Origin of the sequence: Paenibacillus glufosinatiresistens (genome assembly GCF_031470375.1) — a bacterium.
GTDB classification, from domain to species: domain Bacteria; phylum Bacillota; class Bacilli; order Paenibacillales; family Paenibacillaceae; genus Paenibacillus_AQ; species Paenibacillus_AQ glufosinatiresistens.
Genome location: NZ_JAVFHT010000004.1, coordinates 134,643 through 155,165, shown reverse-complemented (window position 1 = coordinate 155,165; position 20,523 = coordinate 134,643). Strand labels below are relative to the sequence as shown.

General features: G+C 59.6%; 8 protein-coding genes. All 8 read right to left on the bottom strand.

Going from position 1 to position 20,523, the window contains the following annotated elements; translation table 11 throughout:
- Nucleotides 1-3: 3 nt before the first annotated feature.
- Nucleotides 4-7,680: an S-layer homology domain-containing protein gene (locus tag RBI05_RS07205; protein ID WP_310550585.1), complete on the bottom strand. Its 7,677-nt coding sequence runs from the start codon at nt 7,678-7,680 to the stop codon at nt 4-6.
- A gap of 111 nt (nt 7,681-7,791) precedes the next feature.
- A complete protein-coding gene (locus RBI05_RS07200; RefSeq protein WP_310550584.1) occupies nt 7,792-13,338 on the bottom strand; it encodes a hypothetical protein in 5,547 nt (1,848 codons plus the stop codon).
- 280 nt (nt 13,339-13,618) lie between these two features.
- Entirely contained in the window at nt 13,619-14,455 is an 837-nt protein-coding gene (locus RBI05_RS07195; RefSeq protein WP_310550679.1) for a UbiA-like polyprenyltransferase, read from the bottom strand.
- Nucleotides 14,456-14,561: 106 nt separating this feature from the next.
- Nucleotides 14,562-15,842 carry an aspartate aminotransferase family protein gene (locus RBI05_RS07190; RefSeq protein WP_310550583.1) on the bottom strand — a complete coding sequence of 427 codons (1,281 nt, stop codon included), beginning with the start codon at nt 15,840-15,842 and terminating at the stop codon, nt 14,562-14,564.
- Between the two features lie 41 nt (nt 15,843-15,883).
- Entirely contained in the window at nt 15,884-17,836 is a 1,953-nt protein-coding gene (locus tag RBI05_RS07185) for a peptidase U32 family protein (protein ID WP_310550582.1), read from the bottom strand.
- Between the two features lie 121 nt (nt 17,837-17,957).
- Entirely contained in the window at nt 17,958-18,749 is a 792-nt protein-coding gene (locus RBI05_RS07180; RefSeq protein WP_310550581.1) for an energy-coupling factor transporter transmembrane component T family protein, read from the bottom strand.
- Nucleotides 18,742-19,662, bottom strand: a complete 921-nt coding sequence (locus RBI05_RS07175) for an ATP-binding cassette domain-containing protein (protein WP_310550580.1) — start codon at nt 19,660-19,662, stop codon at nt 18,742-18,744. Before RBI05_RS07175 ends, RBI05_RS07180 begins: the two co-directional genes overlap by 8 nt.
- Nucleotides 19,647-20,504 carry an energy-coupling factor ABC transporter ATP-binding protein gene (locus RBI05_RS07170; RefSeq protein ID WP_223879904.1) on the bottom strand — a complete coding sequence of 286 codons (858 nt, stop codon included), beginning with the start codon at nt 20,502-20,504 and terminating at the stop codon, nt 19,647-19,649. The genes RBI05_RS07175 and RBI05_RS07170 overlap by 16 nt, the downstream gene beginning before the upstream one ends.
- Nucleotides 20,505-20,523: the final 19 nt, after the last annotated feature.

Sequence of the window (20,523 nt, the reverse complement as noted above, 5' to 3'; positions counted from 1 at the left end):
CGCTTATTCGCCGGCGATCAACCGATCCAGCCTCATGGCAATGGCCGCAGCTTGCGCCCGGGTCAATGCGTTCTGAGGACGGATGTACTGGTTCTCACCCTCTATGATGCCGTACTTGATGCTGAGTGCCACCTGTTCCTTGGCCCAGGCCGGAATTGAACCCTTGTCGGCAAAACCGCCGAGCAGCTTGTCGACCTCGCCAGCGCTCAATTTCTCTGCACTGCCCGTCATCTCCAGCAGACGGCCCGCCATCGTCATGGCCTCTACGCGGGACAGCGTCTCCTGCGGCTTGAAGCTGCCGCCCTGGAAGCCTGTCGCCAGTCCCAGCTTGGACGCAATGGCAACGCTCCGGCTGAACCAGCTGCCGGACGGCACATCCCGGAAGGAGGCCGCAGCTTCACGGTTCATGAGGCCGCCTACCCGAAGCAGCAGCGTCGGGTATTCCGCCCGTGTGATCCGGCTCTCCGGATCGAACAGGCTGCCGCTCTTGCCTTGTACGAACATCTTGGCAGCGGCTTCCTGAATGGCCTCGCGGCCCCAGTATCCGTTCTTCACGTCGGAGAAGCTCTTCGAGTTCCCGAGCAGGAACACATGGCCTTCGCCCGTAAGCTTGATTCGGAATCCGGCATCTGTGCGCCTCCACGGAACCGTTGTCCAGCTGCCTTTCTCATCCTTCAGGACAATGGCGGTCACCTGGTCTGCCTTCAGACCGGCCGGTACGGCCAATTCTGCGGTAACCGGACTGTTCCAGGCCGCTTCCGTCAGATTGGCCTGAAGCGCAAGACCCTGGCCTGCGGCGAGAAGGGTTGCTTTCTGGGAGGCTGCGATGGACTGCATGGCAGCCGCGTCAGCCGCCGAATTCGCGCCGGTGCGGATAATGAGTTCCTCTCCACTTGCACCGGTCAGCTGCTGCCCGGTCAGAATCAACTGTCCGGATGCCAGCTCGATAACCAGACGCTTGCCCGATGCGGCGAGCTGTCCGGCAACCTCGCGGTCGATGCGGAATTCATAGTCGCTCACAGCGGCATCCTTGGCCGTCAGTACCAGATCCCCGCTGTTAGCGGCGAAGTCCGCCTTGCCGACGGTGGATACTGCGGTGGAACCGGACAGAACCGTCTTGACCGGAGCTCCGTTCAGCGTCACCGCCGGAGCCTTGGCCGGAGCAGCGGATGGTTCCGGAGCGCCTGCTCCTGCTCCGCCGCCTCCGCCGCCAAAGCCGCCCGTTCCGCCGCCCGTCTGGCCGGACGAATCCGAGCTGCCCGTTAAGTCGTAATTGAACAATTCACTGGAGGCTACAGCCTTCTTATCCAGCGAAGTTCGGGCCGCGACGACGATCAGATCGTAAGGACGCGCTTTGATGTTGCCGTCCGCCGGAAGCAGGCTCCAATCAGAGATATCCTGATTCAAAGCAGGCTTGGCTGCACCGGCTCCAGCCGGGAAGACTTTATAAGCCAGCTGCCGTCCCGTCATCTCTCCGGTGTTCGCTACCGTTACAAGGGCCGATGTCCCTTTATTATCGGCCTGCTTGGCCGAAGCCTCGAGCATTCCGAGCACAGTCGGCTCCGGAACGGCCACTTCGGCGGCCACCATGGCCGTCAGCTTCACATCGTCCGAAATCCGGTATTCGGCCTCAATCAGACTGGCCCCTTCGGCCAGACCGGTCACCGTTCCCTTGGCCGGCGCCCCGGTGCCGACCGCATCGCCGACAGTCAGATCGACCGCATCGCCCATCGTCAGCGTGTAGCTGAGACGTTCCCTGGCATCCGCTTCGGAAATTGCCACTTCCTTGTATTTCGGCTTGCCCTGGGCATCCCGTCCGTCTTCGACTTTCAGGTAGGCTTCAATCCGACCGCTCTCACCCGGAGCGAGTGCGGGCAGCGGCTTCAGCACCAGCGCTGCCGGAACGGCGAAGCCGTCGTTCGTTACGCTGACGGTTGCGGAGTTGGCATTGCCTGCCTCATCCTTCGCCACCAGCTGCAGATCAGCCGTAGGCTCTGAAGAGTTGATCACCACATCTCCGGCAAAAGTACCGTCTTCCGCAACCGGAATCGGCGTATTGCCGTTGGCGACCAGCTTCGTTCCGACCGAAGTCGTTCCCGCCACGCGGATGCGATTCACCGTACGGCCGTCAACCACAGCCGCTTCGGTTCGTTCTCCCGTCGTCGGTTCGTCGATATAGAGCATCGGCGCAATGGTATCAACGGTAAGGTAGAGCATCGTAACCGAGATATCCTTGGTCTTCGTGTTGGTCGCTACCAGCTCGATGGCATAGCGTCCGTCTGTCTTAAAATCGTCCAGCGCGAGCGTACCCGCGCTGCCGCTGGCGGCAAGCGTCGTCTTGCCGACCGATTGTCCGGCATAACGGGCCTCTACCTGGATATTCGCCTGGTTGGAGGTCAGCTTCAGCGTCTGGGCCGTCCGGTTTGTCATCAGGTTCGGAGCCGTTCCCGTTTCGGCGGATACGCCGACCGTGCCGGCATCCGTCGCAACAGACAGCTTCGGTTTCACCGGAACCGGCAGCAGTTCATTGGTGCTGTCGACCCGGTCCGCATAATGGTAATTCTCGTTCTTGTCGAGCGCTGCACCCGGCTTGTTGGCTGCCGAGACCCCGATCACATACGAGTGTCCGACTTCCAGACCGGTATATTTCACATCCTTGAGATCGACTACCGTCGTACCCGACGTACTGTCCTGATTAACGGCATCCGAGGTCGTGGTGGCGCTCCAGCCCCCAACCGGAATCCCTTCGTAACGGCCGGAGGAAGCGTTCCAGTAAGGCTTGAGTTCCTCTTCCGTCATCAGCACTTCTCCATAGTTGTCATACGATTCCAGACCGCCGTTCTGCTGGCGGAGCGCTTCGATAATGTAGCTCCGCTCAATGTTCTGCTGGCCGGTCTTGACCGCTCCCGGCTTGAACGAGAGCGAGAAGAACCCGTTGCCCGCCGGTTCAATCGTCACACCGCTGACATTCGACGGCGCAAGCGGATCGACAATCTCAAATTTCTGCGGCGAGGTCATCGTTCCGAACGTAGCGGAAGATTTCAGCTCGGCGCGCAGGTAGTAGTTCCCCTGTCTCAGCAGTCCCCGGATATCCTCGGTTCCGCCCAGCATCGCTACTCGGGTCACGTCAATGACCGCACTGCCGCTGTCGGCCGGAAGATCCTTGGCAATCAGCATACCGGGATCGCCGGCTTCCAGTACAGAATCGCCGCTCGCCAGCTTCGTGGTCTGGCTGCTTACCGCATCCTGGGTCAGATACAGATTGACCGTATCGCCCGCCTTGGCGTTGGATACGTTCCAGGTCGCGGTGAATTTGTTCGGATCGCTGCTCTTTGCCAGATTGACTTCATTGAGCTGCGGCAGAACCGGAACGCTCATCAGCTTCGTATCCACCGGAGCGTCGGCCGTCAGGGTCCAGGTTCCGCCATTCTTGACTTCGGCATCCGGAATGAGGATATACGCTCTGCGGATATCGACATGATCTTCCGTGTTCTCCGCCGCCGGTATAATCTGGGTGAAGGCATTCGCCTTCGGATTGCTGTTCGTGTTGTCGAAGACCAGGCTGTATTCTTTCTTGCTTGCATCCTTGAGCAGCAGCTTCGGCATCGTCTTGGTGTCATAGTCCACCTCAAGAATCGCATTGCCGTTGACCCCGCTCATCGGAATCGAATGCTCGCGTCCGTTGTTCTTGGCCGTGATGCCGCCGACACCCAGATTCATGGCGTCGCTCTCCAGCACCTGCACACCCTTCGCTACGTCGCGATACACAATCTCCTGGCTTGCTTCCTCGGTATCGACCCAGGAAGTGGCCACTGTCTCGATCCCCTGGCCGATCACCATCAGGCGGGGTCCCTGTTCGGGATCATTGATGACTATATGCACCAGACCGTCCGGCATCTGCTCGCTGGAAGTGCCGAATTCGACGCCTCCGCCCCAGTAATAGGTGACGCCGAGCGTAATCAGCAGGAGACTGAAGCTTCCCCACACCTTGTCGTTATTGACGCCCAGGAACACGCTGGACAGCGGCTTGCCGCCGACCACCGGTACCTTCGACGGAATCTGGATACGGGAGCCGACATAACCTTCAAAATCAATGCGGTTCTTCTCCAGATTCTGGCCGACAAAGATGCCTGCCTTGCCGACAATGACATCCCATCCGCCGATGTCGACTTCCGCCTGCACCCGGACGAACCAAGGGGTTACCCACTGCGCTTCCAGAAGCGCCTTGGTCAGCATCGGCAGCCGTTCATCGTCATCCGCCGTGGGAGACATGGCATAGTCCATCTTGCCTTCAATCTTGAGGCCTGTCCGCTTCACGGTCAGGTCTGTCTGTCCGAAGAAGTACGCCGGCGCGATGCCGAAGCGTACGCCGACGCCGGCCTGCACCGTCAGCGGGAACGGATCGGCAGAGGTGCCGCCCGCAATGGTATCCGCCAGTTCGCGGACCGCGCCGCGAATGTCGGTCAGGAAGGTTCCGCCCGTAATGAGAATGCCCGGCTGCGGCAGTTCTGCGCCGAAGGCGATGACGTCGGGAAGAATACGGCCGTCCTGGACCTTTTTGAAGGCCAATTCCATCTGAACGCCCAGCATGCCCTTCAGGTCCGCCTGGAACCGCATGCCATATTTGCTTGGCTTATAGGCGCCCTCCACCTGCTGGACATAATGCGAGATGAAGATTTCGCCGCTGGTGCCTTCGCCCTTCTTCTCGTCGTCCATCGGACCGAACAGGCCGAGATTCTTGTTGAGGCCGAACTTGAGCGCGGCGTCGATGCCGACGAAGCCCTTGTTGTTGAAGATCACATTGTTGACCTCGGCGTCCACGACCTTCATTGAAATCATGCCGCCGAACGAAATGCCGCCTTCCCGCAGAATGAAGTCGTTGAAGGACAAGTCAAAGCCCGAAATATTGAACGTCGGCACCGCGAACAGCGATTGCCGGTTGAAGTACACATTCGATACCATCAATTGGCGCAGCGGGTTGATCCGGTCGCCGATCGGACCGGAGGCCCATTTCAGGCTGCCGTTGATCGACGTATCTTCCGGGTTGTCGTCGTTGTCCGCCTTCTCCGCCGGGGAGAGCGGGCCGCTGCCCAGCCGCTTGCTGAAGCCGTTGAAGAAATCGAGCGTCCATTCTCCGCTGTGGAAGACGAAGCCGCTCCCGGCTACGCTCAGAGTGCCGTCTCCCTTGACGAAGGTCGAGGCGAACAGCGGGTTGTTGGCGAAGCCCGGAATCATGGATTGAATGCCCATAATATCCAGCTGGCCGCGGACGATGACCAGATCCTTGCCCCGGTAGGCCACCGATTCGTTGATGACAGCCGGCTCGGTCTGTGTCTCCACGATGACCTGGGCGTCCTTGCCCTTGCCTACCGTCTTCACCATGCCGCGGACGACCGCGAGCACTTCCCGTTCCTTGCTCTCTTTCTCAAAAGCTTGAAGTTCCTTCTCCGAGCCGAACGTCTTGTAGCTGTAGAACGGCACGTTCTCCAGACTCTCATCATCTAGGAACTCGGCGGTTTTGAAGGACGGGTCCAGCGTTTTGCTGATCTCGGCGATCTTCGTCTTGGCTGCCTTGAAATTATCCAGCGCATTCTTCAGATCGCTTCGGTTGGCAAAAGGGGCCGAGGCGAACATGCCGTTCAGCTCGTCCATATCTTCCAGCGTCTGGCCGATGGATGCGCCCTTCAGGTCGAAGGTCTCCTTGTAGACGGCCAGAATGTGTGCTTCCCGCACCCGGTTCTCATCGTTGTTGGTCACCATGATTGCCTGGGGAGCGGTGATGTCATACAGCGAAGCGGCCTCTTCGTCTCCGCCGGCATCGCCTTTGTAGTCGATCTGCACCTGGTATTCGCCCAGCGGCAGTTCCGGCCCGAGCCCGCTCTGAAGCACGGAACCGTCCGGCGCGACCTTGTCGCCGCCGTTGTAGGTAATCCGCATATCGCCCGACGATCCGTCATCGGTCGGCTGCAGAAGCACCGAGCTCAGTACCGGTACCTTGTAACGGTCACCCGTCGCTTGGTTGCGGAAATACAAATCGAAATTCGGGGCGTTCTTGGCATCGCCCGTGTTGTAAGCTTCGATGTTGGAGAGATTGACCGTTACATACTTCGTATCCGTGCTGTACAGCTCTTTGGGCGATACGCCGTATACATAAGTCGGCGTCGCTTCGCCCACTGCAGGCAGCAGGATAAAGTTCGACTTGTTCGATTCATACTGGGCCTTGATCCCTTCATCGGATACGCCCTCCAGCTTGGCTTGCGTCTCCGGGCTCTTAACGGTCAGCATGTATTCGCGCGTCGTCGGCCAAGCTTTGCCTTTGGCCTGAACCTTGAACGTTACCGTTACGGTGTCGCCGGGCTTGTACTTCGGCTGAATGCCCTGCTCCGCTTCCGCAGGCGTGGCCTGCTTCCGGTATTCGATCAGCTTGCTGCGGGAAGATTCCGTCACAGCCCGCCCCTGGGCATCTCTGACGATGTCCCCCTGGTCGTCCAGCTTGACGAAATTCAGGCCGCTCTGCAGCGTCATCTCCAGATTGATGCGGGAATGCTCCATGTTGTACTGGGCCAGGTTCTCGACCTCGGCCGTAATGTCGAAGATGCCCTCGTTCTCATAGCCGCTGCCGTCCGGCTTGACGGCCATCGTCTGGATCGGGTCCATGTACCGGATGGAGAACACTTTATCCGGCTGGGTCAGTTCGCCCAGTCCGTAGACGGTCTCGAACGACTGGAAGCCCTTCGGTGCGATTGGGTCCGGGTTCCAATAGAAGGCAACCGCAGAGTCGGCCGAACCGTAATCGTTGGTATCCGTGGTGAAATCCAGGTTCGGGTTCGGCGTGTAATTCCATTTCGTGTTGGCCATGCCGGCCCAGTGGCCGACGATCATTTCGTCGACAATATTGATATTCTGCTCGGCATAATTATTGAAGCCGTAAGCCGCCACATTCGTGGCCAGCGGGTTCTCCAGATCCAGCTTGTCCCGCATTACCCAGTAAGCAGGCAGCTTGTAGAGCGCGCTGTTCTCCTTCGGGATGCCGATGCTCTCGGGATCATGCACGAGCTTGCGTTCAACGCTAAGCGGCGCCTTGTAGGAAGTGCCGACCTGGAACTGCGGGCCGTCGTTGCCGCCGACCATCGTGTCCAGGAGAATCCGGCTGCCGACCGCGACTGCGGCGCTGCCGTTGTTTTTAACTTCGTAACGGATGTTGACATTGCCCGAATTGACCTTATCGGCCGTATCGGTGTACAGCATCAGGATCTGCTTGATCTCGACGCCCTTCATGCTCCAGACGGTCTCGATCTGCTGCGTCCCGTTCGGATTGTTCACGACCTTGGGCGCTGTTGTCGAGGACTGCGTACCGTCGCTCAGCTTGTAGCGGTTGCCGAAGATATAGTCCGTTCCGTCGATCTTGAAGGTAGTAAATGACGTTTCGGGATCATCTCCGCCAAAGTTCAGATTCACGTTCTGGTCTTTCTTGCGGATCGGCTGGCCCTCAACCGTACGGATGCCGTAGCGGCCGGATGCGTTGTCCACCGTAACCTTGATGAAGTCATTCTGGATCACCGTTGTACTCTTGCTCGCAGCGGCTTCCGCAATGGCTTGCAGGCTCTCCGAGGATGCCAGAAATACCAGGATGAAGGATAGCAATACGGATAAGGCCTTATTGAAAAGCTTGACGCTCACGTGGTTCCCCCCGATCAAAATTCAGACTGTCTTCCGCCGCCGGGAGGGAAAAGGGGCCTCTCCCGGACCCTTTTCCTTCCTTGCTGAGGACAGCGGATGTACAGTTGATGTCTACTTCGTGCTTCCGATGAAGAAGGTCGCAAATTCCCGGTCCCTCTCCTGCGTTCTGACAATGATGGTATACCAGCCCGCTTTCGGGAAAGTTACCTTGAATTCGCCTTTCACCATCTGATCGTAGGTGATCCGGGTGGCGATGGCTTTCATCTGTCCTTCACGGTACAGACCGGATTGATAGTACAGATCATACGTGCCCCACTCGTTGGTCAGATCCTTGCCGCCGACCTTCAGCAGGTTGTAGCCGGAGATCCGGAACGTGATCGTATTCGTATCGAACAGCGCCGTCTCGCCGGAAGAAGCCGAAATAAAGGCGTCGTTGCCGAAGATCAGCAGACCGCCGTTCTTGACGACGAGGACTTCCTGAGTAACGACCGTCTTGTTGCCGACCTGGTCCTCTGCCGTGTAGGTAACGGTCTGGCGGCCCAGCTTCTTAATGTCAAGTCCGGTGACGGTTACCTTGATTTTGTCGCGGGCCGATACGTTATCGGTAACGGTATAGCCGCCCAGGTCCGTCTCCGGCTTGAAGTTCTCCTTGTTCTGCACAACCCCTACCGCGGTCTGCTTCAGCGTCAGTACCGGAGCCGCATTGTCCAGTCCCTGGATTGTCAGCGGCACGCGGGTAGAATGGCCGAGCAGATCGGACAGGCCGGCCTGCGTCGTGCCGTTGCTCTCGTAGGAGCGCGTATAGACGAAATGGCCGGAGCCGTCGCTAATTTGGTTGCTGTACGTGCCGCTGGCGGAATTCGGCGCCGGAGCCATTCCGGAGAAGACCGGGTTGCCCGCAGCCGTTGTGCCGCTGATGACCACTTTCATCTTGCCTTTGGCATATTTCTTGCCGCCGATCGTTACGATCCTGCTGTCCGGAACGGCCTGGCCGTTGTCGTCCACGAAGATGTAGTCGATCTTGTCCGGCGAAGGCCCTTCGGCGATCAGATTGCCGACCGTCTCCTTGACGACAGCCGTATTGCCGAATTCATCCTGCACCGTGAAGGATACCGTCCCGTTCTTGGTCAAGGTCTGCGGATTGGAGCCGACGGTGACAAAGAGCGGAGAAGCCGGGCTGTCGGCGCTCTGCACTTCAAGCGATACGCCCGAGGCATAGACGCCGCCCTTGCCGTCGGGAACCGTCTTGTATCCGTCATAGGAGCGCACAACGGTTACCTTCGGCGCGCCTTTGCGGATATTATGGACTTCCGCGGTTATAGTGGCGGTATTGCCTGCCTGGTCTTTGAATTCAAAGGTGAAGCTTCCGTTCTCGGTAAAGGTGTACACATTGCTTCCGCCGTTGTTCATTACCGTAACCGGCTCTGACGCGTTCAGCTTGACCGTTACATTGCCGTTGGTCCACGCCGTTGTCTTGTAATCAATCCAGCCGACAGGCGGCGTGCCGTCCACATTCTTGACGACCATGTACAGCGTGTCGGTCCGGGCCGAATCATTCAGGTCCACAATGTCAAAAGCATAAAATCCGTTCTCTTTCACATTGAAGGTATTGCCGCTTCGCACCGGCTTCGACGGGTTGACCGCCGCCGGAATCACCTTGAGACCCGCGGGAACCTCGATTTGAATATCGGCTCCCTTGTCGGGGCGAACCATGACATTGCTGTTGACCGAAGCCAGCGCATAGACAGGCGCTTCATCAAAGGAAGCGTTCGAGCTGTCGATCGGGAACGGTTCGCTCATCGCGCCTCCCGGCGTCCGGTATTTGACCATGACCTGAAGCTGCGCAGGGTCATTGCTTGGAACCTCAAGCGATACGAAGTTCGTGTAGGACCGCCACCGCGTCCAGCTCTCGCCGTTGTCCGGGGATACCGAATATTCGTATCCGGCCTTGCTCTCCGTATCCAGATTCAGCTTCAGAATGGCGGTGTACCCGTCCTGTTCGTCTCCATAGAGATAGATCAGCTTGGATTCTGTATCTGCCGGAGGAGTCGTTTCGTCGCCCGTATAAGTAACTTTGAACAATTCCGGCGTCCGCTCAATCGAACTGTTCCCGGCCCCGTCGGTATTCCAGACATAGAGCCGGAAGCTGTCCGTCTCTCCGGGCTTCAGCACATCCTTGCCCTTGATGGATACGGCACCTCCCGCCGGTAGTGCTGTCCAGGCTGCGGAAGCGGCGTCCGGTGCAACCTCCGTTGCCGGATCGGATACCCGTACCCACTGGTACTTCGACGTCATCGGCTCGCGGCTGTAGCGTTCGCTGATACTCACCGTCACGTCCTGTACATCCAGCGGATACGGAACCCCGTTCTTGCTGAAGGTAATTTGCGACGGCTCGTTATCCCAATAATAGGCTTTGGCGTAGAAGTAGCTCTCGCCATCCTTCTTCACCAGAACGTGCACATATTGAACGCCGCTATGGGCCGCATCGGCCGGAATCGTATAGGAATACGATTTCTCCGGAGCTTCAGACGGCGCCGGCGTTGCCGAAGCATTCGGGTCCGCCGATCCAGACGGCGCCGGCGTTGCCGAAGCATTCGGGTCCGCCGATCCAGACGGCGCCGGCGCTGCCGAAGCGTTCGGGTCCGCCGATCCAGACGGCGCCGGCGCTGCCGAAGCGTTCGGGTCCGCCGATCCAGACGGCGCCGGCGCTGCCGAAGCGTTCGGGTCCGCCGATCCAGACGGCGCCGGCGCTGCCGAAGCGTTCGGGTCCGCCGATCCAGACGGCGCCGGCGCTGCCGAAGCATTCGGGTCCGCCGTCATAGTCGGCGTGGCCGAAGGCGAAGGAACCGGCTCCGACTGAAGGGCTGTAAAGGCCGTCTCCTCCGGATGGATCGAGCTTGCGCTGATTACATATCCGACATAATCCGGATCGAAGCCGGTCAGCTTGAAGTCCACATCGTGGCTTCGCACAAACTTCGGTTCAGCTTCCGTCTCGAACTGCCCGGGCAGCGCGGATTGGGAACCGACATTAGCCGGAGCTTCCACCCGCTGGACGGATTCATTCCCGGCCTTATCGGCCGATTTCAGATAGAGCCAGAACTTCCCGTATTCATAGACTTCATTCAGCGTCGTCTCGGTTACGACGCCGTTCTTCAGTTCAGCCGTTACCCAGTTGATGTCCGACGGCGTCTCTCCGTCCTTCACCCACTGGTAGCTGACCCGGTCGACTCCGCTGAGATCGTCTTTAACCAGAGCGCTGATCTGGACTCCCGCCGTGTTGTCGCCGTACACATCGCCGCCTACGACAGCCGGACCCTGATTGTCCAGGCGCAGAACGCCGACATTGTGCGTCCAGTTGGAATCATCCTGTTTGAAATCGTTCAATTCCCATACCGAGGTGTCGCCATACTGGCCTACCGCAACCAGCGCCTTGTTCTTGGCGTAGACTTCCTTGTCAGTAGGAGAGCCTGTCGCTTCCGCCATCCAGGCGTTGTACTGCTCCTCATGGGTATCAATATATCGGGTCATCTTCTCGTACTGCATCAGCTCGCGGGCCGAATCCCAGGTCATATCGGCCGTCCAGGTGTGCAGATACCATTCGCCGCTGTTCTCGGGAAGATACGCTTCCGGAGGCGGCGCAATCAGATTCGTCTTGTTGTTCGCCACCGACAGCTTGACGTTCTCGAAGCCGGTCGTGTACAGGTCCTCGGAAGGCTGCTTGGCCGACAACGCATAGCGCTTCAAGGCGGCGTTGTGGTCTTCCTCATGCCCGGCGAACGGATCGGCCGGACTCTTGCTCCACCAGTAGTACACCAGGCCGACCGAAGGCGAAGCTTCGGCGGTCATGTTCGTCGGGCGGTAGATGCCCTTGCTCGGACGCTCCACGCCGCGCTGGGCAGGGTCCGGATCGAGCGAAGGCACGACAATACCGGGATCATTGGCGTCGATGATGATTTTGCCTTTCTGCCGGTACGTGTTGTTGTCGGCGCCGCCAAGCTCATAATGGTAGCCGATAATCGGCTTCGTATTGTCGATCGACAGGTTCGCCCAGTCGATTTTGGAATTGACGAGCGTTTCATTTCCATCCGTATGCTTGCCGGCGTAGTTGGCCGGCTGGTTCAGCAGATTGCCCGCATAGTCGGAGACCACATTGGTATCCGAGTTGTTGCCCTTGCCGTCGTTGGTCAGCGCGATAACCTTCAGCAGCGGCGTCTCCACCGCAGTGTCTGCGCCGATAGTGGCGCGGAAGACCAAGTTTTTCTTGCCCGCCCCTTTAAGGTAGTACGCCTTCATTCCATTGTTGAAGTAGAGGAAGGATTGTCCTTCCACCAGGCTTCTGCTGATAATACTCTCTTCCGAGAGCTGAACGGTAAAATCAACAATGTCGCCTTTGTTGAGCGTAACGCCTGTCAGAATATTCGGCTGGATGCCGTTCTTCCCGTCTTGATATTTGGGACGCACGGCGTCCACAATGACACGGAAGCCTTTCGTATTGTAATCGAACGGGTTCCCGGTTTTGCCGTCGCTCTCCTTGAGATAGCTCAGGCTCCCGCTTCCGGTCTTCACCGCCGACAGGTTCGGATGCAGCACGTTGCCGGCGCCGTCGGACAGGACCGCGTTCTCCATCTTCTCCTGCAGCGTCTGCTCCATCGGCGTGTTGCCTGGCGTAGTTCCTGTGATGCGCGGCTCCAGCGGCAGATTGCCGCTGTTATGATAGCGGACACCCGTGTACTGGAAGGCCAGATTGCTCTGATACGATTCCAGATTGGAAGTGCCGTACGTAATATTCTGCATGTACTGGGTCTGCCCGGCCGCCGGAAGCCCGCTTCCCTCGGGATTCGTAAACAGCGGATGCTTCAGGAAGAAGTCGCTGTTCGACGCATTCAGATAATGGGGCCGGACCGGCTCGCTGAAATTGTAAGCCAACGTTATATTTTCATTCTCCTTGACGTACAGCTCCTTCTGGCCAAGGGTCGTATTGTCCCGCTGGTTCCCGTTGCCGGTGAAGGTATAGCTGTCGATCACGGGACGCTGCATATCCTGGAACTTCAGGTAGAAGCCGCGGATACCGGCACCTTCGCCACTATCGGCTCCATCTCCGTGGATGGAGAATGTAAGTACAGAAGTCGGCGTGAACTTCGCCGTAACACTCTTGTTATAGACCTGACTGTCGCCCGTCTTGTAGGACATAATCGTCTGCCCATCGAGCTTCATGTCGATCCACGAATGAATCGTGTCCTTCAAAAATTTCGAGTGGCGGCGAAGCACGGCGAAGCCGGCAACCATTTCCGCTTCTCCCCCGAGCGCCATTTCGCGCAGAATCGGATTATCCGCCACTCTTACCTGGAAAGAGACCGTGGCCGGGCTGTCCCAGCCGCCGGTACCCGCAAAAACATCCCCGCCCGACCAGTCGATCGTCGAGTTCGAGGCTGTCTGGGTTTGAACAAAACCGGGTACTTGATTGTTATAAAAATTCATGAACGCATTTTCAGCTTTATAACTCAAATTGCCGACATGCGCTCCCGTGCTGAACATGACTTCCAAATCTTCCGCAGCCGCTTTTGCGGTGCCGTTCCAGGATTCCGGAATCAATGAAAACAGCAGACAGACAATCAGACTGACTGCCGTCAACCGTGTAGCGTACTTCTTATTCCGCAATGTAAACGTTCCCCCAGTTCATTCAACGATGTGTTTAACTACAGGCCCCCTCCGGGCCCGGCCCTTCTGCGCCGCCTCCCCTCACTCTAATCCCATGTATTATCATCGGGCAGAAAATTTGAATTATTTATATCCTGAATTAATTTGCCGCAATTTTTTTTATTAAATTTTAATTTTTGGTTAAGGCTGTGTTCTCCCTTGTTCGCAGAGCGCAAAAAACCGGAAGCTTCCGCTTCCGGTTCGTCGTTTCTCTATGGGCAGGAGCACCGGGCTCCTCCTTTTATGCGATAAAGAAATCCGCCAGGGCGAACCCCAGAATGACCATGCTGATGACTTGATTGAGATTATAGGAGGCCAGCTTCATAAGCCGGCGGTTATGCGGACGGATGATCCGGTGTTCCGTCATCAGCAGCAGCGTTGCGATCCCGATTCCCGTCAAGTAGAGCCAGCCGAGATCCCGGTAGGCGTACAGGAACAGCAGCAGCAGCACCATAATCAGATGCAGGCCCTGGGCAATGCGGAGCGCGTTCTTCAGTCCGAAGTAGCTCGGGATGGAGAAGAGCCCGTGCTTGCGGTCAAAATCAATATCCTGGGTGCCGTAGATAATATCGAATCCGGCGATCCAGAGCATGACGATCGTTCCAATGACGAACGGCGTGAAGGCGAACCGTCCCGTTACGGCGAACCAGGCGCCGATCGGCGCGGAAGCAATCACAAATCCCAGGTACAAGTGGCTCAGATAGGTGAAGCGTTTGGTGTAGGAATACACCGTCACCAGCAGAACAGCGACCGGCGAGAGCACCAGACAGAGCGGATTCAGCATCCCGGCCGCAATAATCAGAATCAAATAATTGATTGCAATGAACAGGGCGACCTCTTTCTTCCGCAGCAGCCGCTGGGGGAGATGGCGATGGGCCGTCCGCGGATTCCACTCGTCGAATTCGCGGTCGGCCAGCCGGTTGAAGGCGTTGGCGCCGTTGCGGGCCCCGATCAGGGCAATCAGCCCCCACAGCATGACACGGCCGGACGGCCAGCCGCCCGCCGCCCAGACCATCGAGATGATCGCAAAGGGCAGCGAGAACAGGGTATGCGAGAACATGACCAGTTCGCCGAACATTCTCAGCTTTGTCGTGGTGGTTTTGAACAGATGAATTACGGCCAAATGAGTCCCTTCTTTCCGTGTGTTGGCACATCCTCCCGCCGGAGGTGGACATGGCGGTGCGTCATGCCAGCTCGGCCAGCACACTGTCCAGCGTCTTCAGCATGTCCTGAATATCCGCCTCGGCCAGAATCAGCGGCGGCTGGAAGGCCAGCACATTGCGGCCGGTTCCATTCTTCCCGATGATGAAGCCGCGGTCTTTCATCCGCTCCAGCACTTCGTCCGTCAGCTCTGCCGCTTCGCCGGCCTCCGCTCCGCCCAGCTCGGCCCCAAGCATAAGACCGGCGCCCCGGACGTCGCGGATCAATCCGGGATAGCGCTCCTTCAGCCCGGCCAGTCCTTCCTTCAGCTTCGCCCCCAGCCGTTCCGCGCGTTCGGGAAGCCGCTGGTCGGCCATATAGTCGAGCACGGCCAGCGCGGTAATCGCCGAGACCGGATTGCCGCCGAAGGTGGAGGCCGACGGCGAGTTCAGCGATGCGGCGACCTCGTCCGAGGCCGCGAACGCAGCCACCGGAACGCCGTTGCCCAGCGCCTTGGCCATGCTGACGATATCGGGAACCACCCCGAAATGCTCCATGGCGAACATGCGCCCGGTCCGGCCGAAGCCGGTCTGGATTTCGTCGAAGATCAGCAGCGCGCCGCGGCGTCTCAACAGCTCGGCGGCTTCGCGGAAATAGGATTCATGCGGCATAATCATGCCGCCGTTGCCCTGAATCGGCTCCGCGATCATCGCGGCAATGGAATCCCCGTGCTCCGCCAGCACCCGCTCCAGATCCGCCAGCGAGCGTGCGGCTGCCTCCCCGGTGCTCAGCTCCGAATCGTACGGACGCCGGATGAAGTGGACATCCGGGTCCAGATAAGGGTCCGTCCGCCACATCGGCAGCCCCGTTACGCTCATCGTCAGATTCGTGCGGCCGTGAAGCCCGCTCTCCAGGGCAATGAAGCCCTTGCGCCCGGTATGCCGCCGGGCGAGCAGCATCGCGCCTTCGTTCGCCTCCGAACCGCTGTTGACGAAGAAGCTCCGCCGCAGATTCCCCGGCAGAATCTCGGCCAGCCGTTCCGCCAGGTCCACATTCGGCTGGGTCAGATAGATCGTCGTTGTATGCTGAAGCCGCTGGAGCTGGGCAATGGTCGCCGAGGTAATGGCCGGGTTGCAGTGCCCGCAGGCCACCACCGAGACGCCGGCGAAGAAATCGGTGTATTTCTTGCCGTTCTCATCGTACAAATACTGCATCTCCCCCTGGACAATCTGGGGTGCGTTTCGGTAGAAATGCTGTGTGCACGGATAGAAATACCGACGCCGTTTCGCTGCGACCGCTTCGCGGCCGATCGTGTAATCCTCCATATCGCGGTTCCTCCTTATGTGAACACCGGCACAATCCGGTCTTAATTGAATTGCAGCGAGCCGAGCGTATAGCCCGCATACAGCGGTTCAAGCATCCCCGCCGCTTCGGCGGCATGCTGTCCGCCGCCGCTCAGCGCCTGCCGGTACGCATCCAGAATGATGCCCAGTTCTTCGGGCCGGTACGTCGCTCCCTCAATCCGGAATACCGAGACGCCAAGCGCCCGGATCTCCGGAACCAGCGGCAGATAATTCAGCTCCTTGGCCATCAGCAGATGGCAGCGTCCGTGCTGGTCCCGGTAGACCGGATTCTCGCCCTGGTCGGTCTTCAGCACCAGCACGCGGTTCGGCACGAACCGGTTGTCTTCTTCGGCGATCGGCTCCGCTCCGTCGGCGTTCGCATAGAGATCATGCTCCATATACATCAGCGCCGGCGTTCCGTGCACGACCATCTCCATCGGAACGTCGGTTCCGGACACGAACGAAGCATAATGCTCCAGCGTCATCTCCTGCGACACCGCAATCCGTTCCAGGCCCCATTCCGCATACTGGGCGGCCGCCACATGATTATAGATATTGAGACTCGTATCGCCGATGAGCGGATAACCGGCCTGACGGTACCGCCGCAGCGCGCCCAGGTTCGTAACCAGAATGCCGTCGATCGGCAGACGATCGCCGCGGATCAGCAGCTGGTCATATTGGTCAAAATGCAGCTCGGTCATCATCCGGGGCAGACCGAGCACCAGCTTCGTTCCGCCCTTGGCGGCGCCAAGCTCCAGAATATCCCGCTTCGTGAACGGACGGTCCGGTTCATACACATCCCCGGACAAGTACAAATAATCCGCTCCGTGCCGGAGAGCGGTCCGCGCCTGCTCCATGTTGTTCACACGGACCCCAACCGCGCCCGCGCCCGCATCAGCGCCGCGTCTTGCCATCCGGGAAGCGGCCGCTTCGACCAGGGCCTGCCGCAGCTCGTCCACCCGTTTCCCGCTCAACTCCCGCTCGGCGGTCGGTGTGCTGAACATCTTGCCGGTACTGTAGAATTTGCCGGTTCCTTCGTAGCGGCGGTTGATGTTGGCAAGGCCCGGCTTGCCGAAAGCGTAGCCGGTCGAGAAATCCCGCTTGCGGTTGTCGTACAGCAGCTTGGCCTCCAGCGCGCGGTCGAAGCCCGCCGGATCGTCGATGTAGCGGTCGATGGCGTCGCCATAAGCATTGACCAGCATGACCATGAAATCCTTGTCGCGCATCCGGCCCTCGATTTTGAAAGAGGTAATCCCCGAGTCGATCAGCTCCGGCAGGTGCTCGTACATATACATATCCTTGACCGCCAGCGGATACTCCGCGGGGTAGACGCGGCCGTCCTTCTTCACCCGGTAGTCCCAGCGGCAGGGCTTCATGCATTTGCCCCGGTTGCTGCTCATGCCGAACACATGGGAACTGAAGTAGCAGTTCGCGCCATGGACGGAGCACATATCGCCGTGGACGAAATATTCCAGCTCCATCCCCGTCAGCCCGTGCAGCAGCTTCGCCGCGGCGAGATCCATCTCGCGGGACAGCACCGTCCGCGTCACGCCGAGCTCGCCCAGGGCGCGGATCATCTCCAGATTATGCACATTCATCATGACGGAGGCGTGCACCGGAAGACCGAGTCCCATTTCGCGGATCAGCGACAGCACGGCCATATCCTGAACGATCAAGGCATCCGGCCCGATGCGGTCGAGGAACCGCAGATACGTCCGGGCTTCTTCCACGTCGGCTTCGCTGAACAGATTATTGACGGTCACATAGAGCTTCTTGCCCAGACCGTGCGCGGTCTCTACCGCCTCTTCCATCTCGGCATGCGACAGATTATACCCTTTGCGCATCATGCGCATGTTGAGAACCGGCCCGCCGAGATAGACGGCGTCGCAATTGGCTTCGATGACCTCCTTGAAGATCTCGAAGGTGCCGGCCGGGGCCAGCAGCTCCACTTCTTTACCATTAAAATAACGCGCCACTTCGTATTCCTCCTACTTCCCGCGAAATGCCAAATCCCCGCAGCTCGCCAATTTACCGCGGCCGTCCGGCGGGACCTGCATGTCATCGGCTCAAATCCGTTCCTTCCTGCTTCCGTCCCGCTCACAGCAGCGCCGCGGCGGTACCCGCGGCAAGAAACAGGACAATGAACAGCGTATCGGCGGCTCCCCAACGCAGACGGTGATAATACGTGCGGGGCGCATCCAGCACGAACCCGCGCGCTTCCATGGAATAGATCAGATCCTGTGCCCGGCGGAACGCCCCGGTGATAACCGGAACAAGCAGCGTCATCAGCATCCGGGCCTTGTCGGCAAGCTTCAGCTCCGACAAATCCGCTCCCCGCGAAGCCTGCGCCTTCAGAATCACCTGCGCTTCATCCAGAATGGTGGGAATGAAGCGCAGCGCAAGGCTCATCATCAGCGTCAGCCGTTCCGTTGGTACCCCGAGCTTCCCGAGCGGCTTCAGCAGCCCGTCCAGCCCTTGATTCAGCCGGCTCGGCCGCGTGGTGAACGTCAGCAGCGCCGTGAAGGTAATCAGGAAGAACGTGCGGATGACCGAGAAGGCCCCCAGCCGGAGACCGCCCTCGTGCAGCTCCAGCGCCCCGAGGCTCAGCCAGACCTCTCCGGTCTTGACCGTAAGGGTCTGAACGACGAAGATGAAGAGCATCAAATACTTCAGCGGTTTGGCCGCCTTGAGATAATAGTTCAGTGATATCCGGGTGGACGCCATGACCAAAACCGAGAAGACGGCCAGCAGCGCCATATCCGTCCACGATCGGCAGAGCAGGATAACCGCTACATACAGCAGCATTCCGAGCAGTTTCGAGCGGGGGTCCAGACGGTGAACCCAGGACCCGGTCTCAATGCTCCTTCCCAGGAGCAGCCGTTCATTCATCGCCGGCCTCCGTTCCTGCCGGAGCGTCCGGCCCGGAGCCGGCCGCTTCCGCCGCATTCCGGCCCAGCTTCTCCGCAATCAGCGCCGCCAGACTCTCGGGCGTCAGCCGCGGCGTTTCCCCGTGCAGGCCGAGCTTTCCGGCCACAGCCCGCCAGTACAGCAGCGACTGCGGCACAGCCAGTCCGCAGCCGGTCAGAATCCCGGGTTCGGCGGCAAGACCTGCGGCATCCCCTTGATACCGCACCCGGCCTTCGCCGAGCAGGACCCACTGATCCGCATACGGCAGCAGCTCGTCCATCCGGTGCGTCACAACCACGACCGTCTTGCCCTGCTCCCGGCACAGCCGGACGAGCAGCACCACCAGCTCATCCCGGCTGACGGGATCGAGCGTAGCCGTCGGCTCGTCCAGAATGACAATCTCCGGGTCGGCGGCAAGCACCGAGGCGATCGCCGCCTTGCGCATCTGGCCGCCGCTCAGGCGGAACGGACTGCGCGCCAGGAGCTCCTCCGGCAGCCCCATATCGTTCATCGCCTGCCGGATGCGGACCCCCGCTTCCTCCCGGTCCATGCCGAAATTCAGCGGCCCGAACAGCAGATCCTTCTCCACCGTCTCGGCGAACATCTGGTGCTCCGGGAACTGGAAGACCAAGCCGACCCGCCGCCGGAGCGGCAGCAGCCGGGGCGGCTTGGCGCCTGCCTGAAGCGTAACGTCCAGCACGGTTACCGAGCCGCTGGACGGCCTCAGAATGCCGTTGAACAGCTGGAGCAGTGTCGATTTGCCCGAACCCGTCGTCCCGGCGATGCCGACGAGCGATCCGGCCGGAATCTTCAGATCAATATCGTGCAGCGCCGTCTGCTTCCAGAGCGTGCGGTCGGCATACGTGTAGCTGACCTCTTTCAGTTCGATGGCCATAGCTTCTCTGCCAGCTCCTCTCCGCCGGCTGCCGATCCGGCATCAATGCCCAGCCGCTTCAGTTCGGCGGCGAGCCGCCAGCCGTAAGGCGCGCGCAGATGGCAGGCTGCCAGCAGGCCCTCATCCGCGAACAGCTCCTCCGGCTTCCGGTCCGCCGCCACGCCGCCGCCGCCCAGCGCGATGACGCGCTCGGCGGCCCGGATCTCCTCGGCGTCATGCGTAATCATCAGCACCGTATAGCCTTCCCCGTGCAGCTTCCGCAGCACGGCCAGCAGGGCATTCCGCCCCGCTTCATCCAACATCGAAGAGGCCTCGTCCATAATGACGATGCCTGGCTCCATGGCAAGTATCGACGCAATCGCAACGCGCTGCTTCTGCCCCCCGGACAGCTCCCCCGGGTGCTTGCCGAGCAGCGGCGCAAGTTCAAATTCAGCCGTAACGCGCATAAGACGCGCTTCCATCTCCGGCCGGGACAGACACAGCCCCTCCAGACCGAAGAGAATGTCCTCTTCAACCGTCTCGCCGACGAACTGGTTGTCGGGATTCTGGAAAACCATGCCGATGCGGCGGCGAACCTCGGCGACGTGCTTGTCTTCAAGCGGAGTGCCGCAGATTTCAATCTGGCCGGAAGCTGCGGGCAGCAGCCCGTTCAGCAGCTTCACCAGCGTTGATTTGCCGCAGCCGTTCGGTCCGACGAGGGCCACCCACTGCCCGGCCGGTATCTCAAGGCTGATTCCGCTCAGAAGCGGCTGCTCCGGCGTGTAGCCGAAGGAGACCTCTCTCAAGGACACGGCCGCGGCTCCGGCCGAGCCCGCTGTACTTTTGGCGTTCATGTGGTCCATCTCTTAGGCCGCCTCCCCT

Excerpts from the sequence above, each read along its gene's own strand:
- RBI05_RS07190 (WP_310550583.1), bottom strand. The coding sequence starts at position 15,842 with ATGGAGGATTACACGATCGGCCGCGAAGCGGTCGCAGCGAAACGGCGT.
- RBI05_RS07195 (WP_310550679.1), bottom strand. The coding sequence starts at position 14,455 with ATGTTCGGCGAACTGGTCATGTTCTCGCATACCCTGTTCTCGCTGCCC.
- RBI05_RS07180 (WP_310550581.1), bottom strand. The coding sequence starts at position 18,749 with ATGAATGAACGGCTGCTCCTGGGAAGGAGCATTGAGACCGGGTCCTGG.
- RBI05_RS07175 (WP_310550580.1), bottom strand. The coding sequence starts at position 19,662 with ATGGCCATCGAACTGAAAGAGGTCAGCTACACGTATGCCGACCGCACG.
- RBI05_RS07170 (WP_223879904.1), bottom strand. The coding sequence starts at position 20,504 with ATGGACCACATGAACGCCAAAAGTACAGCGGGCTCGGCCGGAGCCGCG.